This window comes from Streptomyces sp. MBT65, assembly GCF_016612545.1.
Taxonomy (GTDB): Bacteria; Actinomycetota; Actinomycetes; order Streptomycetales; family Streptomycetaceae; genus Streptomyces.
In genome coordinates this window covers 23086-39583 of record NZ_JAENRY010000125.1, presented here as the reverse complement: position 1 = coordinate 39583, position 16498 = coordinate 23086, and the positions used below count along the sequence as shown (strand labels likewise).

The following is a 16498-nucleotide window of genomic DNA, read 5'->3' as shown; positions in this document are numbered from 1 at the left end:
GCGGCAGAATCGGGATCGTCAACGCGCCGGTGGCTGGGTAGCGCGTCTCTCCAAGCTGCTCATGGGAGACGCCGATGGCGTACCGATCCCTTCTCCGCGTTCCCGGCGCGGCCTTCTTCCCGCTGGGGTTCCTCGCCCGCCTTCCCTACGCCACCTCGTCCCTCGCGACGCTCGTCCTCGTCCGGGCCGCGTCCGGCAGTTACGCCTTCGCCGGACTCGCGGCGGCGGCCCAGGGCATCGCCAACGCGCTCGGCGGTCCGCTCTCCGGCTCGCTGGCCGACCGGCACGGCCACCGCCTCGTCGGCACGGTCACCGCGCTCGCCAACTCCACCGCCCTGACCTGTCTCATCGCGGCGAGCCACACCGGCCGCGCGAGCATGATCGTCGCGGCGGCCCTGGCCGGACTCACCCAACCCCCGGTCGGCCCCCTGGTACGGGTCCACTGGTCACGCCTGCTGCACGCCCGCGACCGGTCCGACCTCGTGCCCACCGCCCTCTCCTACGAGGCGACCGTCGAGGAGATCAGCTTCGTCGCCGGACCCGCGCTCGTCGGACTGCTCACCGCCCTCGGCCCGACAGCGCCGACCGTGGCCGCCATCGCCCTCCTCGTCCTGGCCACGCTGCCCTTCGCACTGTCCCTGACCCCGGGGATCGTCGAGCACCGACAGAGCCCGCGCGCCCCGCGAACTCCCCTGCCACGGCTGCCACTTGCGGCCATGTTCCTGGCCATGGCCGCGATGGGGGCGGTGTTCGGCGCAGCGCAGACCGGCGTCACCGCCTACGCCGACGACAGCGGACACCCGGACAGCGCCGGACTCCTCTACGCCCTCTTCGGCATCGGCAGCGCCCTGGCCGGCGCCGCCTGCGCCTGGCTCCCCGCACGCTTCACCCTCCGCCACCGGTACCTGACCTTCGCGGCGACCCTGCTGCTGGGCGCGCTCACCCTGGCCGTGGGTGACAGACTGCACGCCCTCCCTACGGCGATGGCCGTGGCCGGGGTGACGGTCGCCCCGTACCTGATCAGCCTCTACGCCCTCACCGAACGGCTCGCGCCCGCCGACCGGGCGACCGTCGCCCTGACGATCCTGTGCGCGGGCGGACCGCTGGGCACCGCGACCGGGCAGGTGCTGGCCGGGTACCTCGCCGACCGCCACGGCAGCGCCGGAGCGTTCCTCGTGCCGCCGATCGCGGCAACGGCCGCCCTGCTGCTCGCCGTTGCGGTGTTCCTGGCGGGCCCCGGCGTGCTCCGCCCGGCTGTTCGTGTTGCCGTCGGGTCCGGGACACCCGAGTCTGGGGGAATGGGTCGGGCCAAGGGGAGGACACACGATGGCGACGAGCGCTGACACACCGGATGCCGAGCGGCGACGGCTGGCCGAGGCCGACGACTCCGGGGTGCCCTGGCGCCGTTGGGGTCCCTATCTGAGCGAGCGCCAGTGGGGCACCGTACGGGAGGACTACAGCCAGAGCGGCGACGCCTGGTCGTACTTCACCCACGACCAGGCACGCTCCCGCGCCTACCGCTGGGGCGAGGACGGCATCGCCGGCGTCAGCGACGACAAACAACGCCTGTGCTTCGCGCTCGCGCTGTGGAACGGCCGCGACCCGATCCTCAAGGAGCGGATGTTCGGCCTCACCAACTCCGAGGGAAACCACGGCGAGGACGTCAAGGAGTACTACTTCTACCTCGACAGCACGCCCACCCACTCGTACATGAAGTACCTCTATAAATACCCGCAGTCGGAGTTCCCGTACGAGGACCTCAAGGCCACCAACAGGGCCCGGGGCCGCGGCGACTTCGAGTACGAACTCCTCGACACCGGCATCTTCGACGAGGACCGCTACTTCGACGTGTTCGTCGAGTACGCCAAGGCCGGCCCCGAGGACCTGCTGATCGAGATCACCGCGCACAACCGTGGCCCCGACGAAGCCCCCTTGCACCTGCTCCCGACCCTCTGGTTCCGGCACACCTGGTCCTGGGCGGGCGGCACCGACGTCCCCTCCATCCACCAGGAGGCCGCCGGCCAAGTCCGCGCCGACCACGCCGAGTTGGGCCCGCGCCGGCTGTACTGCGACGCGGACGCGCAGACCCTGTTCACCGAGAACGACACCAACAACGAGAAGATCTTCGGCAGTTCGAACACCTCCCCGTACGTCAAGGACGGCATCGACCGCTACGTGGTCCAGGGCGAGACCGGAGCCGTCAACCCCGACCGGACCGGCACCAAGGCCGCCGTCCACCACGTGCTCACCATCCCGGGCGGCCAGAGCGCGACGGTCCGGCTGCGCCTCACCGCCACTGAACTGCCTGCTTGGACAAGCGACTTCGACGCGGTCATGACCCAACGCCGCTCCGAGGCCGACGAGTTCTACGACGGCCTCACCTCCGCCGACACGTCCGTCGACGAACGACGCCTGGTCCGGCAGGCGTTGGCCGGGATGCTGTGGAGCAAGCAGTACTACTACCTCGACGTCGAACGCTGGCTGTCCGAGCACGGCGTCGACCCGCTCGCCTCCGACCCCCGGGTACGGAACAGCAACTGGTACCACATGGTCAACGACGAGATCATGTCGATGCCGGACACCTGGGAGTACCCGTGGTTCGCGGCCTGGGACCTCGCCTTCCACACCGTCGCCCTGTCGATGGTCGATCTCACCTTCGCCAAGGGCCAGTTGGACCTCCTGCTGCGCCGTCTCTACCTCCACCCCAACGGCCAGATCCCGGCGTACGAGTGGAACTTCGGCGACGTCAACCCGCCCGTGCACGCCTGGGCCACCCTGTTCCTCTACGAGTTGGAGAAGCACCGCACCGGCAAGGCCGACCGCGCCTTCCTGGAGAACGCCTTCCAGAAGCTGATGAAGAACTTCAGCTGGTGGCTCAACCGCAAGGACACCGACGGCAACAACGTCTTCCAGGGCGGCTTCCTCGGCCTCGACAACATCGGCGTCTTCGACCGCAGCGCCCCGCTCCCCACCGGCGGCCACCTGGACCAGGCGGACGGCACGGCCTGGATGGCGCTCTACTGCCAGAACCTCCTGGAGATCGCCCTGGAGTTGGCCGTCGACAACCCCGTCTACATCGAGCAGGCACAGTCCCTCTTCGAGCACTTCGCGTGGATCGCCGTCGCCATGAACCGCATCGGCGCCGACAACGCGAGCCTCTGGGACGAGGAGGACGGCTTCTTCTACGACGTGCTGCGACTGCCCGACGGCACGGCGACCCGGCTCAAGGTCCGCTCGCTCGTCGGTCTGATCCCGCTCGCGGCCACCAGCCTGGTCGGCGGCTGGGCGGACCAGCGCTTCCCCGAACTGGTCGCGGGCGCACAGGAGTTCATCGAACGCCATCCGGCCGTGGAGGCCACCATCTCCTCCCACGAGGCGCTCGGCCCGAACGCCGACGGCCGCTATCTGTTCGCCCTGTTCGGCGAGGACCGGCTGCGGCGCATCCTGTCCCGGATGCTCGACGAGGGCGAGTTCCTCGGCCCGCACGGCATCCGCTCCCTCTCCCGCCACCACGCCGAGCACCCCTACACCTTCGGGGTGCACGGAGAGACGTACGGCGTCGGCTATCTGCCCGCCGAGTCCGACTCCGGGATGTTCGGCGGCAACTCCAACTGGCGCGGCCCGGTGTGGTTCCCGGTCAACCTGCTGCTGATCCGCGCACTGCTCAACCTGCACGCCTTCCACGGCGACGAGTTCACCGTCGAGTGCCCGACCGGCTCCGGCCGACAGCTCACCCTCTACGCGGTCGCCCGCGAGATCTCCGACCGGCTCACCGCCACCTTCCTCAGCGACGCCGACGGACACCGCCCGGTGCACGGCGCCCAGGCCAAGTTCGCCAAGGACCCGCACTGGAAGGACCTGATCCTCTTCTACGAGTACTTCCACGGCGACAACGGCGCCGGCCTCGGCGCCTCCCACCAGACCGGCTGGACCGGCCTGTCGGCCGTCACCGCCACCCTCTTCCACACCCTGGGCGACGGCGAGTGGTCGGCACGCAGCCGCGAGAGCCTGCGCCCCACCGGCGACCGAGAGGAGCCGCTGTCATGACCGCCTGGCCCGAGCACCCGGTGATCTACGAGATCAACACCCTGATCTGGCTCGGGGAGTTGAGCACCCGCTACGGCCGCCCCGTCACCCTCGGCGAGGTGCCCGCGCCCGCCTGGGACGAGGTCGCCCTCCCGGGCGTCGACGCCGTCTGGCTGATGGGTGTGTGGGAACGCAGCCCGGCCGGACTGGAGATCGCGCTGAGTGACCCCTCGCTCCAGGCGTCGTTCCGCTCGGCACTGCCCGACCTCCGCCCCGAGGACGTGGCCGGCTCGCCGTACTGCGTCCGGAACTACGTCTTGGACGCCTCCCTCGGCGGCCCGGAGGGACTGGCGGAGGCTCGCGCCCAACTGGCCGCCCGTGGCGTCCGGTTGATCCTCGACCACGTCCCCAACCACGTGGCCCCCGACCACCCCTGGCTCACCGAACGCCCCGGCTGCCTGGTCCAGGGCACCCCGGACGACCTCGCCCGTGATCCCGCCGCTTTCCTGGAGGCCGGCGGCAAGGTCTTCGCCCGTGGCCGCGACCCCTACTTCGCGCCCTGGCCCGACGTCGTCCAACTCAACGCCTTCAGTGAGGAGTTGCGGACGGCGGCCGTCGACACCCTGGCCTCGATCGGCGACCAGGCGGACGGCGTGCGCTGCGACATGGCCATGCTGCTGATGACCGACGTGTTCGCGAAGACCTGGGGCGCACGCGCGGGCACGGCACCGGCCGAGGACTTCTGGCCGTACGTCATCCCGCGGGTCCGCGAACGCCACCCCGACCTCCTCTTCGTCGCCGAGGCCTACTGGGACCTCGAATGGGCCCTCCAGCAGCAGGGGTTCGACCACTGCTACGACAAACGGCTCTACGACCGGCTGCTGCACGAGAACGCGGAATCCGTGCACGGCCATCTCCAGGCCGACCTCGGCTACCAGCGCGGCCTGGTCCGCTTCCTGGAGAACCACGACGAACCCCGGGCCGCGGCCACGCTGTCACCCGAGCGGGAACGGGCGGCGGCCGTCACCATCGCGACGCTGCCCGGCGCGACCCTCTGGCACGAGGGCCAGTTCGAGGGGCGCCGGGTACGCCCACCCGTCTTCCTCGCCCGCCGGCCGGAGGAGCCCGTCGACAAGGAACTCCTCGCGTTCCACCACCAGTTGCTCGCCGCGGTCGCCGCCTCCGGTATGCGCACGGGAGGGGAGTGGCAGCTGCTCGACTGCACCGGCTGGCCGGACAACCCCACCCACGAGAACCTGGTCGCCTGGTCCTGGACCACGGATGCCGGCCGGCACCTCGTCGTCGTCAACCTCTCCGAACAGCCCGCCCAGGGCCGGGTCCGCCTCCCGTGGGCGGATCTGCGCGGCGGCCCCCGCCAACTCCGCGAACTGCTCGGTGACGTGACCTACGACCGGGACGGCGACGAGCTGCTGGACCCCGGCCTCTACGTCGAGTTGGAGGGACTGCGCTGGCACCTCGTCGCGATCGTTCCCTGATCTTGACCTGTGGCCAACTGGTGAAGGATTGACGGGAGTTGTGAAAGGTGACAAGAATTCGGCTTACTTCGCTGTGCCTTTGCTGAGCGAAGCACCTGCGAGCGGTCCGGTCGCGCACGCCCTCGATCGTCTCCCTTCGTGCGCCCGCCGCTCGCGCTCTGCCACCTCCCACACCTTTCACCATCGTCGAGGCTCACTTTGTCACGTTCGCACCACCTCCGATCCCTGTCCGCCCTCGCGGCCACCGCCTTCGTCGCCGCCGCCGGGCCCGTGCTCGCGGCCGGCCAGGCGAGCGCCACCGACTCCGCCGCCTGCCAGTCCGCCACCGTGCAGTACCGCATCGTCGGTGCCGATGGAAACGTTCTCGGCGCCGACTGGACCTCGCAGGGCGGCTTCCACCAGTGGGACACCGTCCCCGGCACCGTCGAGGTCCGGCTGGCCCCCGACCAGAGCGTCGGGGAGAGCTGCAAGTACCCCGTCTCGCTCGCCGAATACACCACCGAGGGCTCCAACTGGTACACCTCGGGCCACCAGACCATGGTCGACAAGGCCACGGTCTACCTCACCGCCAAGGACGTCGCAGGCTCGCAGGAGACCTGGCAGCAGCTGAAGGTCAAGTCGCCCGACTGCTACGGCCAGATCGACCTGTACGGCGACGACGTCACGTACGACGGCGGCACGGGCGAGGGTCATGGCCCGCTTCCGTACGAGCCCGACAACATCACGACTCCCTACCACCTCATCGCGGCCTGGAACGGCGGTGACAAGGAGTGCACTCCCAGCACGCCGGACTCGCCCACCCCGACGCCGACCCAGCCGGCCTCGGCCCCGCCCGCGACGCCGTCCACCCCGGCCGACAGCACGCCTCCCGCCGAGGAGTCGACCCCGCCGGCCAGCCCCAAGCCGTCGACGACGCCGCCCACCTCCGCGCACGTCCCGCCGCTGAAGTCGACGCCCTCCCCCTCTCCGAAGGCGACGCCGAACGGTGGCAACCAGCCGCTCGCGGAGACCGGTTCCAGCGCGCCGGTCGGCCTCATAGCGGGCGGCGCCGCCCTGGTGATCGCCCTGGGCGCCGGTGGCGTCTACGCGGCCGGCCGCGCCCGCCGCTCCTCCTGACGCAAGGCACGCCCGGCGCTTCTCCTGATACGGACGCGCCCGGCGTGAACTGACCGCCCCGTCCCGTGAGTTGTCACGGGGCGGGGCTCACGGCCGTGGCCAGGGACGCCCGCCGATCCGCTCGATGTCGGTGTTGAAGCGTCGTAGAAAAGCCGCGAAGGTGTCGATGTCCTCGTCCGACCAGTCGTCCATGATCTGGTCCAGGGACCGGACGAGACCCTCGCGTTCCTCGTCGAGCAGCCGCTCGCCCTGGTCCGTGATGCGGAACTTGCGGGCCATGCCGCCCTGCGGATCGGGGATGCGCTCCACCAGCCCGGACCGCATGGCCGCCGCCGTCTGCCGGTTGAGCGTGGACGTGTCGAGACCGAAGGCGTCGCTCAACTCGCCGATGGACATGGGCCCTTGGATGCGGATCCGGCTCAACAGGATGTAGGCGCTGCGCTCCAGCACGCCGTCCTTGCGGCGCCCGCCCTTCTGCGCGAGCAGCCCGTGCCGGCTGAGGAGCATCTGCTCGTACTCGACCTCGCGCGTGCGCCTGTCCATCGGTCCGCTGCCTCCTGCTTCCTGCCGATGCCGCCACCGGGTCCTGCGGTTCGGGACGGCCGGGCCCATCCTCGCACGACGTTATGCATCATCCCCATCACATGGCTGATACATACGATGTGTACGATGCACATTCCTTCATATCCCGACTGAACAGACATGCCGAGGAGTCCCGTCATGGACGCCCCCCAGCCCACAGCCCCCGCAGGCGGCGTGGTCGCCACGCTGGCCTTCGCGGGCACCACCGCCGCGATCATGCAGACGCTGGTCACCCCGCTCATCGCCGATCTGCCGGAGATGCTGCACACCTCGTCCTCGAACGCCGCGTGGGTGATCACGGCCACCCTGCTGGTGGCGGCGGTCTGCGTGCCGGTGGTCGGCCGCCTCGGCGACCTGCTGGGCAAGCGCCGCATGCTGCTCGCCTGCTCCGTCCCGCTGATCGTGGGTTCGGTGGTCTGCGCGCTCTCCTCCTCCGTCGTCCCGATGATCGTCGGACGCGGTCTTCAAGGCATGGGCATGGGCATGGTCCCGCTGGGCATCGCCCTGCTGCGGGACGTCGTACCGCAGGAGCGGCTCAGCCCCTCCATCGCACTCGTCAGCGCCTCCATGGGCATCGGCGGCGGCCTAGGCCTCCCGATCGCCGCGGGTATCGCCCAGTACGCCAACTGGCGTGCCCTGTTCTGGGGTTCGGCCGCGCTCGCCGTCGTCGTCGCCGCGCTGATCTGGTTCCTGATCCCGGATGTACCCGCCGCCGCCAAGGGCCAGCGCTTCGACGTCCCAGGCGCCCTCGGCCTCGCCGTCGGCCTGGTCTGCCTGCTGCTCGGCATCTCCAAGGGCGCGGACTGGGGCTGGGGTTCGGGCACGATCCTCGGCCTGTTCGCCGTCGCGATCGTGGCCTTCCTGGGCTGGGGCGTGTGGGAGCTGCGCACCGGTGACCCGCTGATCGACCTGCGCACCACGGCCCGCCCCCGGGTCCTGATCACCAACATCGCCTCGGTCTTCGTCGGTGTCGGCATGTACTCGAGCATGCTGGTGGTGCCGCAGCTGCTCCAGTTCCCCGCGGCCACCGGCTACGGCCTGGGCCAGTCGATGCTCGCCGCCGGCCTGTGGATGGCCCCCGGCGGCATCATGATGATGATCGTCTCCCCGCTCGGCGGAAAGCTCACCAACGCCCGCGGCCCGAAGTTCACCCTGATCAGCGGCGTCCTCGTCATCACCGCCGGCTACGCCCTGTCGATGGGTCTGATGGGCTCCGCCTGGGGCCTCATGGTGGTCATCATCGTCATCAACAGTGGCGTCGGCCTCGCCTACGGCGCGATGCCCGCCCTCATCATGAGCTCGGTCCCGATCGCCGAGACCGCGGCCGCCAACGGCTTCAACACCCTCATGCGCTCCCTCGGCACCTCGATCGGCGCCGCGGTGATCGGCGTCGTCCTCGCGCAGATGACCACCACGGCGGGCGGCTACACCTTCACCTCTGAGGGCGGCTTCCGCACGGGCCTCCTCATCGGCGGCGGCGTCGCCCTCCTCGCGGCCCTGGTCGCGGCGGCGATCCCGGCGGTACGCCAGGCGACGCCGAGCGAGGAACAGCCCGAGCGCACCGGCAAGTTGGAGGAGGCGGGGGTCGAGTCCTGACCTGGGGGAGCTGAACGCACGGGGGTGTGCTGCCCGGCGTCGAAGGAGCGGACGATTGCTCTCCGACGCCGGGCAGTGCGCTGTCTGCTCACCAACTCCCCGGTGGGCCCGGGCTCTTGTGGTGGGTCCGGTCCGCCGGTCGCTGTGGTCGGCGACGGACCTGGAGCGGGCACGGGCCGTGCCTTTCCGCTCAGTTCTGCGGTCCGAGGCCCTGCAACGTGTCGTTGAGCTGTGCCGCGGTGAGGACGGGGGAGGGGAGCGGGCCGGTGGCGGGTGTGGCGCGCAGGCCGTCGAGAAGGAGGGTCAGGGGGCGGCGCCAGGCGTCGGGGCCGGCGGCCGAGGTGAGGGCGGGGACGGTACGACCCAGCGCGGCGAGGGCGAACAGGACGTCCTCCGGGGTGACATCCGCACGGACCGTGCCCTGGTCGCGGCCCCGGCCCAACAGCAGTTCCACGGTGCGGCGGTTGTGGGCGTGCACGGCCTGGAGCGATTCGACGCCGTCGAGGTGGGTGGTCATGAGGTCGTTCGTGCCGCGATCGGCGGCCAGCCCGGCGAAGACGGTCTCCAGATAACCGGTCAGCCCCGCCCAGGCGTCGTCGACGGCGCGCGCCTCCTCTCCCGCTGTCATCGTGCCGGTGAGCAGGTCGTGGAAGACCGCGTCCACCAGCGCGGCGCGGGTGGGGAAGTGTCGGTACAGGGTCGCGTTGCCGATGCCGGCGCGGCGGGCGATCACATCGATCGGCGCGTGCAGCCCCTGCTCGGTGAAGACGGCGCGGGCGGCCTCGATCAGCAGTTCCCGATTGCGCCGCGCATCGCGGCGGCGAGCAGGCGTCGGCACGTCGTTCGGGCCCGTCATCTGCGTCCTCTTCATCTTCCGGGCTGGTGGGGAGTGCTCCCCGGTAGTGATGCTATCGTCGATTCATCAAGTGGGGAGTAGTCCCCATTTTATTTGGAACGGGGTGCGTCATGCGTGGCACGGCACTGGTCCCGGGAGGGGCGGTGGGCCTGTGGGCGGCGCTGGGATCGATGGCCATGACCCGACCGTCACCGCCCGGCGACCGACCGCCCCCGACCACCCGGTGACCATCGAAAGGAGTGCCGTGCCGGCACCGACCCTGCAAGATCTGGCTCCCGACGGTCATGACCTGGCCGCCGATCCCCACCTCGTCTACGCGGCCCTGCGCGAGCGGGGCCCCGTGCACCGTGTCCTGGTGCCGGGCAGCGGCGAGAGCTGGCTGGTCGTCAGTCGGGACGCGGCACGCGCCGCGCTGGCCGACACCCGTCTGCGCAACGACATCCGCCACTCCTCCACCTGGCAGGACGACGGCGGACACGCCCTCGGCCGCAACATGCTGCAGACCGACCCGCCGGACCACACGCGGCTACGGCGGCTGGTCACGGGCCACTTCACACCCGCGCGGACCACCGCCCTCTGCCCGCGCATCGTGGAGATCGCCGGCGATCTGCTCGCCGAACTGCCGGCGCACGGGACGGTGGATCTGGTGAGCCGGTACGCCCTGCCGCTGCCCGTCACGGTGATCTGCGACCTGTTCGGGGTGCCCGCCGTCGACCGTACGGTGTTCCACGCCTGGTCGGACGAACTCGTCATGCCCGCCTCGCCCGAAGCGGGTGCCTCGGCCGCCGCCGCGCTGGGCGGCTACCTGGCCGAGTTGATCCACCGCAAGCGCGGCACCGGAGAGACCGACCTGCTCGGCGACCTGGTCGCCGCGGCCCGCGAACCCGGCACCGAGTCGCCCCTCACCTCCGAGGAACTCCTCGGAATGGCCTTCCTCCTTCTCGTCGCGGGCCACGAGACGACCGTCAATCTGATCTCCGCGACCGTCCATGCCCTGCTGACCCACCCCGACCAGCTCGAACTGCTGCGCGCCGAGCCGGACTTGGCCGGTGCCGCCGTGGAGGAGTCGCTGCGTTACCACTCGCCCGTCCACGCCACCGCGTTCCGCTTCGCGGCCGAGTCCCTGGACCTCGCCGGTACCCTCATACCGGCCGGAGACGCGGTGCAGATCTCCCTGGCCGCGGCCTCCCGTGATCCCCTGCACTTCCCCGAACCCGACCGTTTCCACCTGTCGCGCCGGGGCCCCGGACATCTCGCCTTCGGCCACGGCCTCCATCACTGCCTGGGCGCACCCCTGGCCCGCACCGAGGCCGCCATCGCCGTACGCCTCCTCCTGCACCACTGCCCCGACCTCGCACTCGCCACCGACCCAGCGACACTGACGTGGCGAACGAGCACGCTGCTGCGGGGCTTGAGTGAACTGCCGGTGCGCCTCGGGCCGTTGGGAGACACGGGCGGCACCGACCAGCCCAAGGTCAGCGCGTCGGCGGACAGTTGGGGGTCCGGCCGGTGAGGCTCGGGGTGCCAGTTCCTCCAGTTGCAGTCGGCGGCCGGCTTCGGCAGGGCGCGCACCCGAGGGCAAGTGCTTCCGGGGTGTCCTTGACGACCCGGAGCGCATGACCACTCCACACCCTGCGGCGAAAGACGTCACGTCGTACGGCGGTCCCGCCCGGCTGGAGTTCCTTCACCGCTCATGTCTGCCCGCGTTCCACCGCCCGGAACTCCAGCGGCGTACGCCCGTCCCGCTTGCGGAAGAACTGCGCGAAGTCGGTCGGCTCGGCGAAACCGAGGGCGCGGGAGACGTCCGCCGTCGTCGTGTCGGTGTGGACGAGGAGGCGCTCGGCCTCCAGGAGGATGCGGGCGTCAAGTCCGCTGCCTGGGCGTGGGATTGTGCCGGGAGCAGCGGTGACTGGTCGTACGGGGGATCGGCCAGGACGAAACCGGGCTGCCGATGACGATCGTGCCCCGGGCCGTCGTCAGGTCGTCGAGGACGTACCGGTGCACCTGCGAACCCTCATCGCCGCCCGCTGACCCGATCCCCGAACTACCGTCAGGAGCAACCCGCCATGACCTGCCCCCGCTGCGCCCACGACACGGTCGACACCGTGATCACCTCACCGGTCCCCGGCGTGTGGGACGTACTCCAATGCGTCCGCTGCCTCCACATGTGACGCACCACCGAACCCGACCGCCGCACCCGGCGCGAGGCGTACCCCGTCGAGTTCCGGATGACACCGGCCGACATCGAGACCGCGCCGGAGGTGCCGGTCGTACCGCCGCTGCTCGTGAACTGAGTCCTACGGTCGCAACGAGCCCAACAGGCCGTCGAGAACCGCCTCTTGACGTCGGGGCGTGGTGGCGTGGGGCAGCAGGACCGCGTTGATCTGGAAACCCATGAGGGCCGCGAGGAGCGTGTCGACGACCTCGTCGTCGGGAGACCGTGTGCCGATGTCGCCCTGTCCACGGGCCTGTTGGAGGTAGCCGCACATCTGCTCGCGCCAGGCCGCCATGGCGTTCTCGTGGACCCCGGCCATGCGGTCGTCGTGGACGGCGCGGTCCCAGAAGGCGATGACGACCCGGGCCTCCATGAGGCGTACGTCGTCGAGCGGCATGATCTCCAGGCAGAGGAGACGCAGTGCCGCCAGGCCGGTCGCGTCGGCGATGGACTCGCGGGCGCGGACGTTGGTGCTCTCGAAGGCGTGCTGGAACGCGGCGAGCAGGATCTCGTCCTTGTTGCGGAAGTAGCCGGTCAGCGCACCGTTGGCGTATCCGGCCTCCGCGGCGAGGTCCCGCATGGTGACGGCGTCGAGCCCGCGTCTTGCGATCAGGGCCCATACGGCTTCGATGATCTCGCGGCGCCGCGCGTCATGATCGACGATTTTGGGCATGCCCCGACCTTAATCCAGCCGCTGTTCTCCGCTCCGACACCGGTCCGGCCCCGGTCAGCTCAGCATGCCGGCCATCCCCAGGGCCATCATCGCCCCGCCGATCCCGCCGATCCCGCCGATCCCGCCGATCCCGCCGATCCCGCCGGTCGGGTCGGCGCGCGGCGCACCGGGACGCAGCGCCCGATGCATGACGACGCCCGCCCGGGCCAGCAGCCACAGCACCACCGCCAGCGCGAACAGCCCGTGGCCGTCGGTGTGTTGGTCGTGCGGTCCCTGTGGAAGGCGGGCCATGGCCGCCGTGACCACGGCCATCACCGCGAGATCGACGGCGACCGACCCGCGGGTGAAGAGACACATGCCCGCCGTCACGCCCGCGCTCACGAGCAGCGCGTACGGCCCCGGGCTCCCCACCACCATCACCAGCGTCACCGCGAGCACGACGGCGTGCGGAGCCCAGCGTCGTACGGGCCCCGGCACATGCCCCGCGAGGCAGAGACCGGAGCCCGTCAGTGCGACGGCGGCCGGGAGGACGTCATGCATCACGGCGGCGCCGGATCGCGGCCGAGACCGCCCCGGCCGCGAAGAACAGCACGACGATCCCCTCGAAGAGCCGCGCGAGGGAGGCCGAACCACCGATCAGGGTCGTGAAGTTGGCCAGCACCATGTACGTGATCCAGCACAGCCCCAGCGCGCCGAGCGCCGGCGCGAACCGGGTGTGCCACAGCCGGGTGTCCGTCCCGGTGCGGGCGAAGAAGGTGATGATCGCGACCCCGACGAGGATCATCAGCACCAGCACCCCGAGCGTGGCCAGCCCGCTCATCCAGGTGAACAGCTCCAGGACCGGATCGGATCCGGCGAGGACGAACGCCCCCACGACCACGGCGGCCGAGACGCTCTGCACCAGCGAACCGGCGTGCGGCGAACCGTGCTTGGCGTGACTGCGGCCCAGGATCGCGGGCGCGTCGCCCTGGCGGCCGAGGGAGAACAGATAGCGGGAGATCGCGTTGTGGAAGGCGAGCAGCGCCGCGAACAGGCTGGTCAGCAGCAGGACTTCCATCGTGTCGGAGGCGGCCGAACCGACGTACTGCCCGGCCACGGCGAACACCAGCCCGCTCGTGTTCTTCGCCGCCGCACCCCGCACCTCGTCCGTGCCGACCGCGAGCACGACCGCCCAACTGGACAGCGCGTAGAAGCCGCCGATGGCGACGACCGCGAGGTAAGTCGCCCTGGGCACACTGCGCTTGGGGTCCCTCGCCTCCTCGCTGTAGATCGCGGTCGCCTCGAAGCCGACGAAGGACGCGACCGCGAACATCACCCCGATGCCCGCCGACCCCGTACTGAAGGCACCCGGCGTGAAGGAGTCGAAGTCGATGCCGTGCGCGCCTCCTTGGGCGAGGATCGCCACCGTCATCACCGTGACGATGCCGACCTCCAGGACCAGCAGCACCGACAGCACCTTCGTGCCGACCTCGATGTTGCGGAAGCCCAGCACCGAGACCAGTCCCCACAGCACACCGGCCCACAGCCACCAACTCAGGTCCGGGCCGCCGTACTTCACGACCAGCCCTTCCAGGGTGACGCCGGAGAGGCCGTAGATCCCGGCCTGGATCGTGCTGTACGTCAGCAGCGCCAGGCCGGCGGCGCCGGTGCCGGTGATGCGGCCGAGCCCGGCGGTGACGTACGAGTAGAAGGCGCCGGTGTCGACGACATGTCGGCTCATCGCGGCGTAGCCGACGCTGAACAGCAACAGGACGACGGCGACCAGCAGATACGCGGCCGGTACGCCGGGGCCGTTGCCGATGGCCAGCATCACCGGCAGGGCGCCGCCGATGGCGGTGAGCGGGGCGGCTGCCGCGACGACCATGAACACGATGCCGCCGACTCCGATGGAACCACGGAGTTTTGAGGGAGCGTCAACTGTGCTGCCGCTGATGGTCTGTTCAGACATGACAGCCTCCCGTGCCTGTTGTCCCGCAGTGGCCGGAGGTGGTCGGCGGCACGTCGAGGGTGGGGTTGCGGTCGAAGAAGCCGACCGGCTTGAGCGTGAAGCCCGTGGTGTCGACCGGCATGATCGGCCAGTCCTCGGGACGCGGGGCGTGGGTCAGTCCGAAGGTGTGCCAGACGACGAGGTCCTGTCCGTCGAGGTCCCGGTCGGCGGCGGCGTACGCGGGCAGGCCAGCCCCGCCGGGATGCTGGTTGACGAAGTCGCCCGCCGGGTAGCGCTCGGCAGGGTCGTAGGCGGTGACCCAGAGGTGCTTCGTGGCGAAGGCCGCGCGGGCCGCCACCGAGGACTCGGGATCGGCGAGCAGGGCGGGCTTGCCCTCCGGGTGCAGGGCGTAGGCGACCGGTCGCCCCAGCCGGTTCAGGGACTCGGGGTTGGAGATGTGCCACACGCGGTCCACACCCGCGTCGGCCATCCGCTGGGCCTCGCTCTCCCGCGTCAGTGGGGTGCGCTTGAGGGCGAAGGCGTTGCCGCGCAGGTTGTCCGGCCCCATCGGTACCCGGACCGTCTCGACCTCCTCGACGCGGTTCACCGGCCCGTCCACCGCCATGTCCAGCCGCGCGCTGAACAGGTGCTGGTGGTAGGGGGCGCCGAGGCCGGGGGCGAGTTCGGTGGCGTACGGATAGTCGCCGCCGGGGTGGGCGGAGGTGAAGACGACGCCGGTGGCCTTGGCCTCGAACTCGATCGTGCCGTCGAGGTACAGGTACCAGTAGAAGCCGTAGTCGTAGTTCCCGACCGTGGTGAAGAAGGAGAGCACCATGCGGCGTTGGCGCCGGGTCTCGACGGAGCCCGCCCAGAGGTCGGTGTGCTTCCAGAGGATGCCGTAGTCCTCCTCGTGCAGACAGACGGCGTTGGTGAGGGTCTGCGGTGTGCCGGTCTCGTCGGCGATCACCGCGTCGAGGTAGGTGATGTCGCCGAGACAGTCGCAGCCGAGCTGGAGCGCGTTGGCGTAGCGGCCGATGAGGTACTCGCCGGTGTCGAAGTAGTTCTGCCAGGACCGCACTGGGGAGGGGTCGGCGTACGGCACGACCATCTCGGCGATCGACGCGCGATGGATCACCGGGCGCCCCGCGAAGGCGAGTTGATGGAGTATCAGGCCCTCGCGGGCGTCGAAGCCGATGCGGAGAGTCCAGTTCTCCCACGTCAGCGCATTGCCGTCGAGGTCGAAACTGGGGCCTTGCGGCTGGGTGATCTCGATGGGCTTGAGGGTCGTGCGCGGCGGGCCGGTGACGGCCGGGTCGTCGAAGTTCCCCGACTCCGCGGGCACCGGTACCGGACCGAGGTCGATGACCTGGTCCACGGTCCGGTTCAGGACGTCCACGTAGGCGACGAGTCCGTCGACGGGATGCGCCCACGCGTGGTCCTTCGCGTGTTCCTGCACGAAGGCCAGCCCGCGCAGGATGCGGCGGCCCCGCTCCTGCGGGTACTCGGCGTCGTACACACCCGCCGACAGCGGGGCGACGCGCACCGAGTCGAGGTCCAGGCCGCGCGCGACCAGGGCGTCCAGCCAGCGCGGGTCCTTGGCGAGGATCTGCTCGACGAGCGCGAACTCCTCGTCCAGGACCGGGAGTTGTCCTTCGCTCGCGGCATCGATCGACCGGTGCGACACGACCCGCGCGTCCGTCAGGGAGACCGTCGCGTCGCGGGAGGGACCGCCGGCGGTGTCGAGCAGCAGGACCCGCAGCCGCCGATCCCCTTGCTCCGGGGCGGACTTGGGCGGGTCGAGGAGTCCGAGGTAGGCGAAGCGGGTGGCCTCCGTGACCAGCCCGGCCGCCACAAGAAGCTCGCGGGAAGCGGTGATCTCGTCCGGGGTGAGCGGGTCGAGGGCATGAGGAGCGGCAGCCATACGGGCCTCCGGGGGATTTTTTCTCTACGTCCGTAGAGCAAAAAATCGCGCGGCCACGTTTCGCTCGGCAGTACGCCCGCGTTGCCTTGC

Annotated in this window: 13 protein-coding genes and 1 pseudogene; 7 read left to right on the top strand and 7 right to left on the bottom strand. The window is 70.6% G+C overall.

Annotated elements, in window-relative coordinates; genetic code table 11:
* Window positions 1-74: 74 nt before the first annotated feature.
* From JHN63_RS26845 to JHN63_RS26830, 4 genes are all read left to right on the top strand, one after another.
* Window positions 75-1343, top strand: coding sequence for an MFS transporter (locus tag JHN63_RS26845; protein ID WP_200685252.1), 1269 nt, complete (start codon window positions 75-77; stop codon window positions 1341-1343).
* Window positions 1327-4047, top strand: coding sequence for a glucosidase (locus JHN63_RS26840; RefSeq protein ID WP_200685250.1), 2721 nt, complete (start codon window positions 1327-1329; stop codon window positions 4045-4047). Before JHN63_RS26845 ends, JHN63_RS26840 begins: the two co-directional genes overlap by 17 nt.
* Entirely contained in the window at window positions 4044-5522 is a 1479-nt protein-coding gene (locus tag JHN63_RS26835; RefSeq protein WP_200685248.1) for an alpha-amylase family glycosyl hydrolase, read from the top strand. Before JHN63_RS26840 ends, JHN63_RS26835 begins: the two co-directional genes overlap by 4 nt.
* Window positions 5523-5720: 198 nt before the next feature.
* Window positions 5721-6638 carry a hypothetical protein gene (locus tag JHN63_RS26830; RefSeq protein WP_200685247.1) on the top strand — a complete coding sequence of 306 codons (918 nt, stop codon included), beginning with the start codon at window positions 5721-5723 and terminating at the stop codon, window positions 6636-6638.
* Between the two features lie 87 nt (window positions 6639-6725).
* Here JHN63_RS26830 and JHN63_RS26825 read toward each other — a convergent pair whose 3' ends face one another.
* Entirely contained in the window at window positions 6726-7181 is a 456-nt protein-coding gene (locus tag JHN63_RS26825; protein WP_200685245.1) for a MarR family winged helix-turn-helix transcriptional regulator, read from the bottom strand.
* A 177-nt stretch (window positions 7182-7358) separates the two neighbouring features.
* Here JHN63_RS26825 and JHN63_RS26820 point away from each other — a divergent pair, with 177 nt between their 5' ends.
* On the top strand, window positions 7359-8816 hold the full coding sequence (locus JHN63_RS26820) for an MFS transporter (protein ID WP_200685243.1): 1458 nt from the start codon (window positions 7359-7361) through the stop codon (window positions 8814-8816).
* A gap of 190 nt (window positions 8817-9006) precedes the next feature.
* Here JHN63_RS26820 and JHN63_RS26815 read toward each other — a convergent pair whose 3' ends face one another.
* Window positions 9007-9672: a TetR/AcrR family transcriptional regulator gene (locus JHN63_RS26815; protein WP_200685241.1), complete on the bottom strand. Its 666-nt coding sequence runs from the start codon at window positions 9670-9672 to the stop codon at window positions 9007-9009.
* Window positions 9673-9916: 244 nt separating this feature from the next.
* Between JHN63_RS26815 and JHN63_RS26810 the strand changes: the two genes are divergently transcribed.
* Entirely contained in the window at window positions 9917-11185 is a 1269-nt protein-coding gene (locus tag JHN63_RS26810; RefSeq protein ID WP_200685239.1) for a cytochrome P450, read from the top strand.
* Window positions 11186-11363: 178 nt separating this feature from the next.
* On the opposite strand, the gene JHN63_RS53040 is transcribed toward JHN63_RS26810, so the two are convergent.
* Complete coding sequence (locus JHN63_RS53040; RefSeq protein ID WP_234477751.1) at window positions 11364-11522, bottom strand: helix-turn-helix domain-containing protein; 159 nt, start codon at window positions 11520-11522, stop codon at window positions 11364-11366.
* Window positions 11523-11738: 216 nt separating this feature from the next.
* Between JHN63_RS53040 and JHN63_RS26800 the strand changes: the two are divergent.
* Window positions 11739-11966 (top strand): annotated as a pseudogene (locus JHN63_RS26800) (non-oxidative hydroxyarylic acid decarboxylases subunit D).
* 3 nt (window positions 11967-11969) lie between these two features.
* Here JHN63_RS26800 and JHN63_RS26795 read toward each other — a convergent pair.
* From JHN63_RS26795 to JHN63_RS26780, 4 genes are read right to left on the bottom strand one after another with little or no spacing between them, the layout of a single operon-like run.
* The gene (locus JHN63_RS26795) at window positions 11970-12560 is read right to left on the bottom strand and encodes a TetR/AcrR family transcriptional regulator (protein WP_200685238.1); all 591 of its coding nucleotides are present in this window, start codon (window positions 12558-12560) and stop codon (window positions 11970-11972) included.
* Window positions 12561-12614: 54 nt separating this feature from the next.
* Window positions 12615-13103, bottom strand: a complete 489-nt coding sequence (locus tag JHN63_RS26790) for a hypothetical protein (protein ID WP_200685236.1) — start codon at window positions 13101-13103, stop codon at window positions 12615-12617.
* Window positions 13093-14508, bottom strand: coding sequence for an APC family permease (locus JHN63_RS26785; RefSeq protein ID WP_234477746.1), 1416 nt, complete (start codon window positions 14506-14508; stop codon window positions 13093-13095). The genes JHN63_RS26790 and JHN63_RS26785 overlap by 11 nt, the downstream gene beginning before the upstream one ends.
* Window positions 14501-16408 carry a primary-amine oxidase gene (locus JHN63_RS26780; RefSeq protein ID WP_200685234.1) on the bottom strand — a complete coding sequence of 636 codons (1908 nt, stop codon included), beginning with the start codon at window positions 16406-16408 and terminating at the stop codon, window positions 14501-14503. The genes JHN63_RS26785 and JHN63_RS26780 overlap by 8 nt, the downstream gene beginning before the upstream one ends.
* Window positions 16409-16498: the final 90 nt, after the last annotated feature.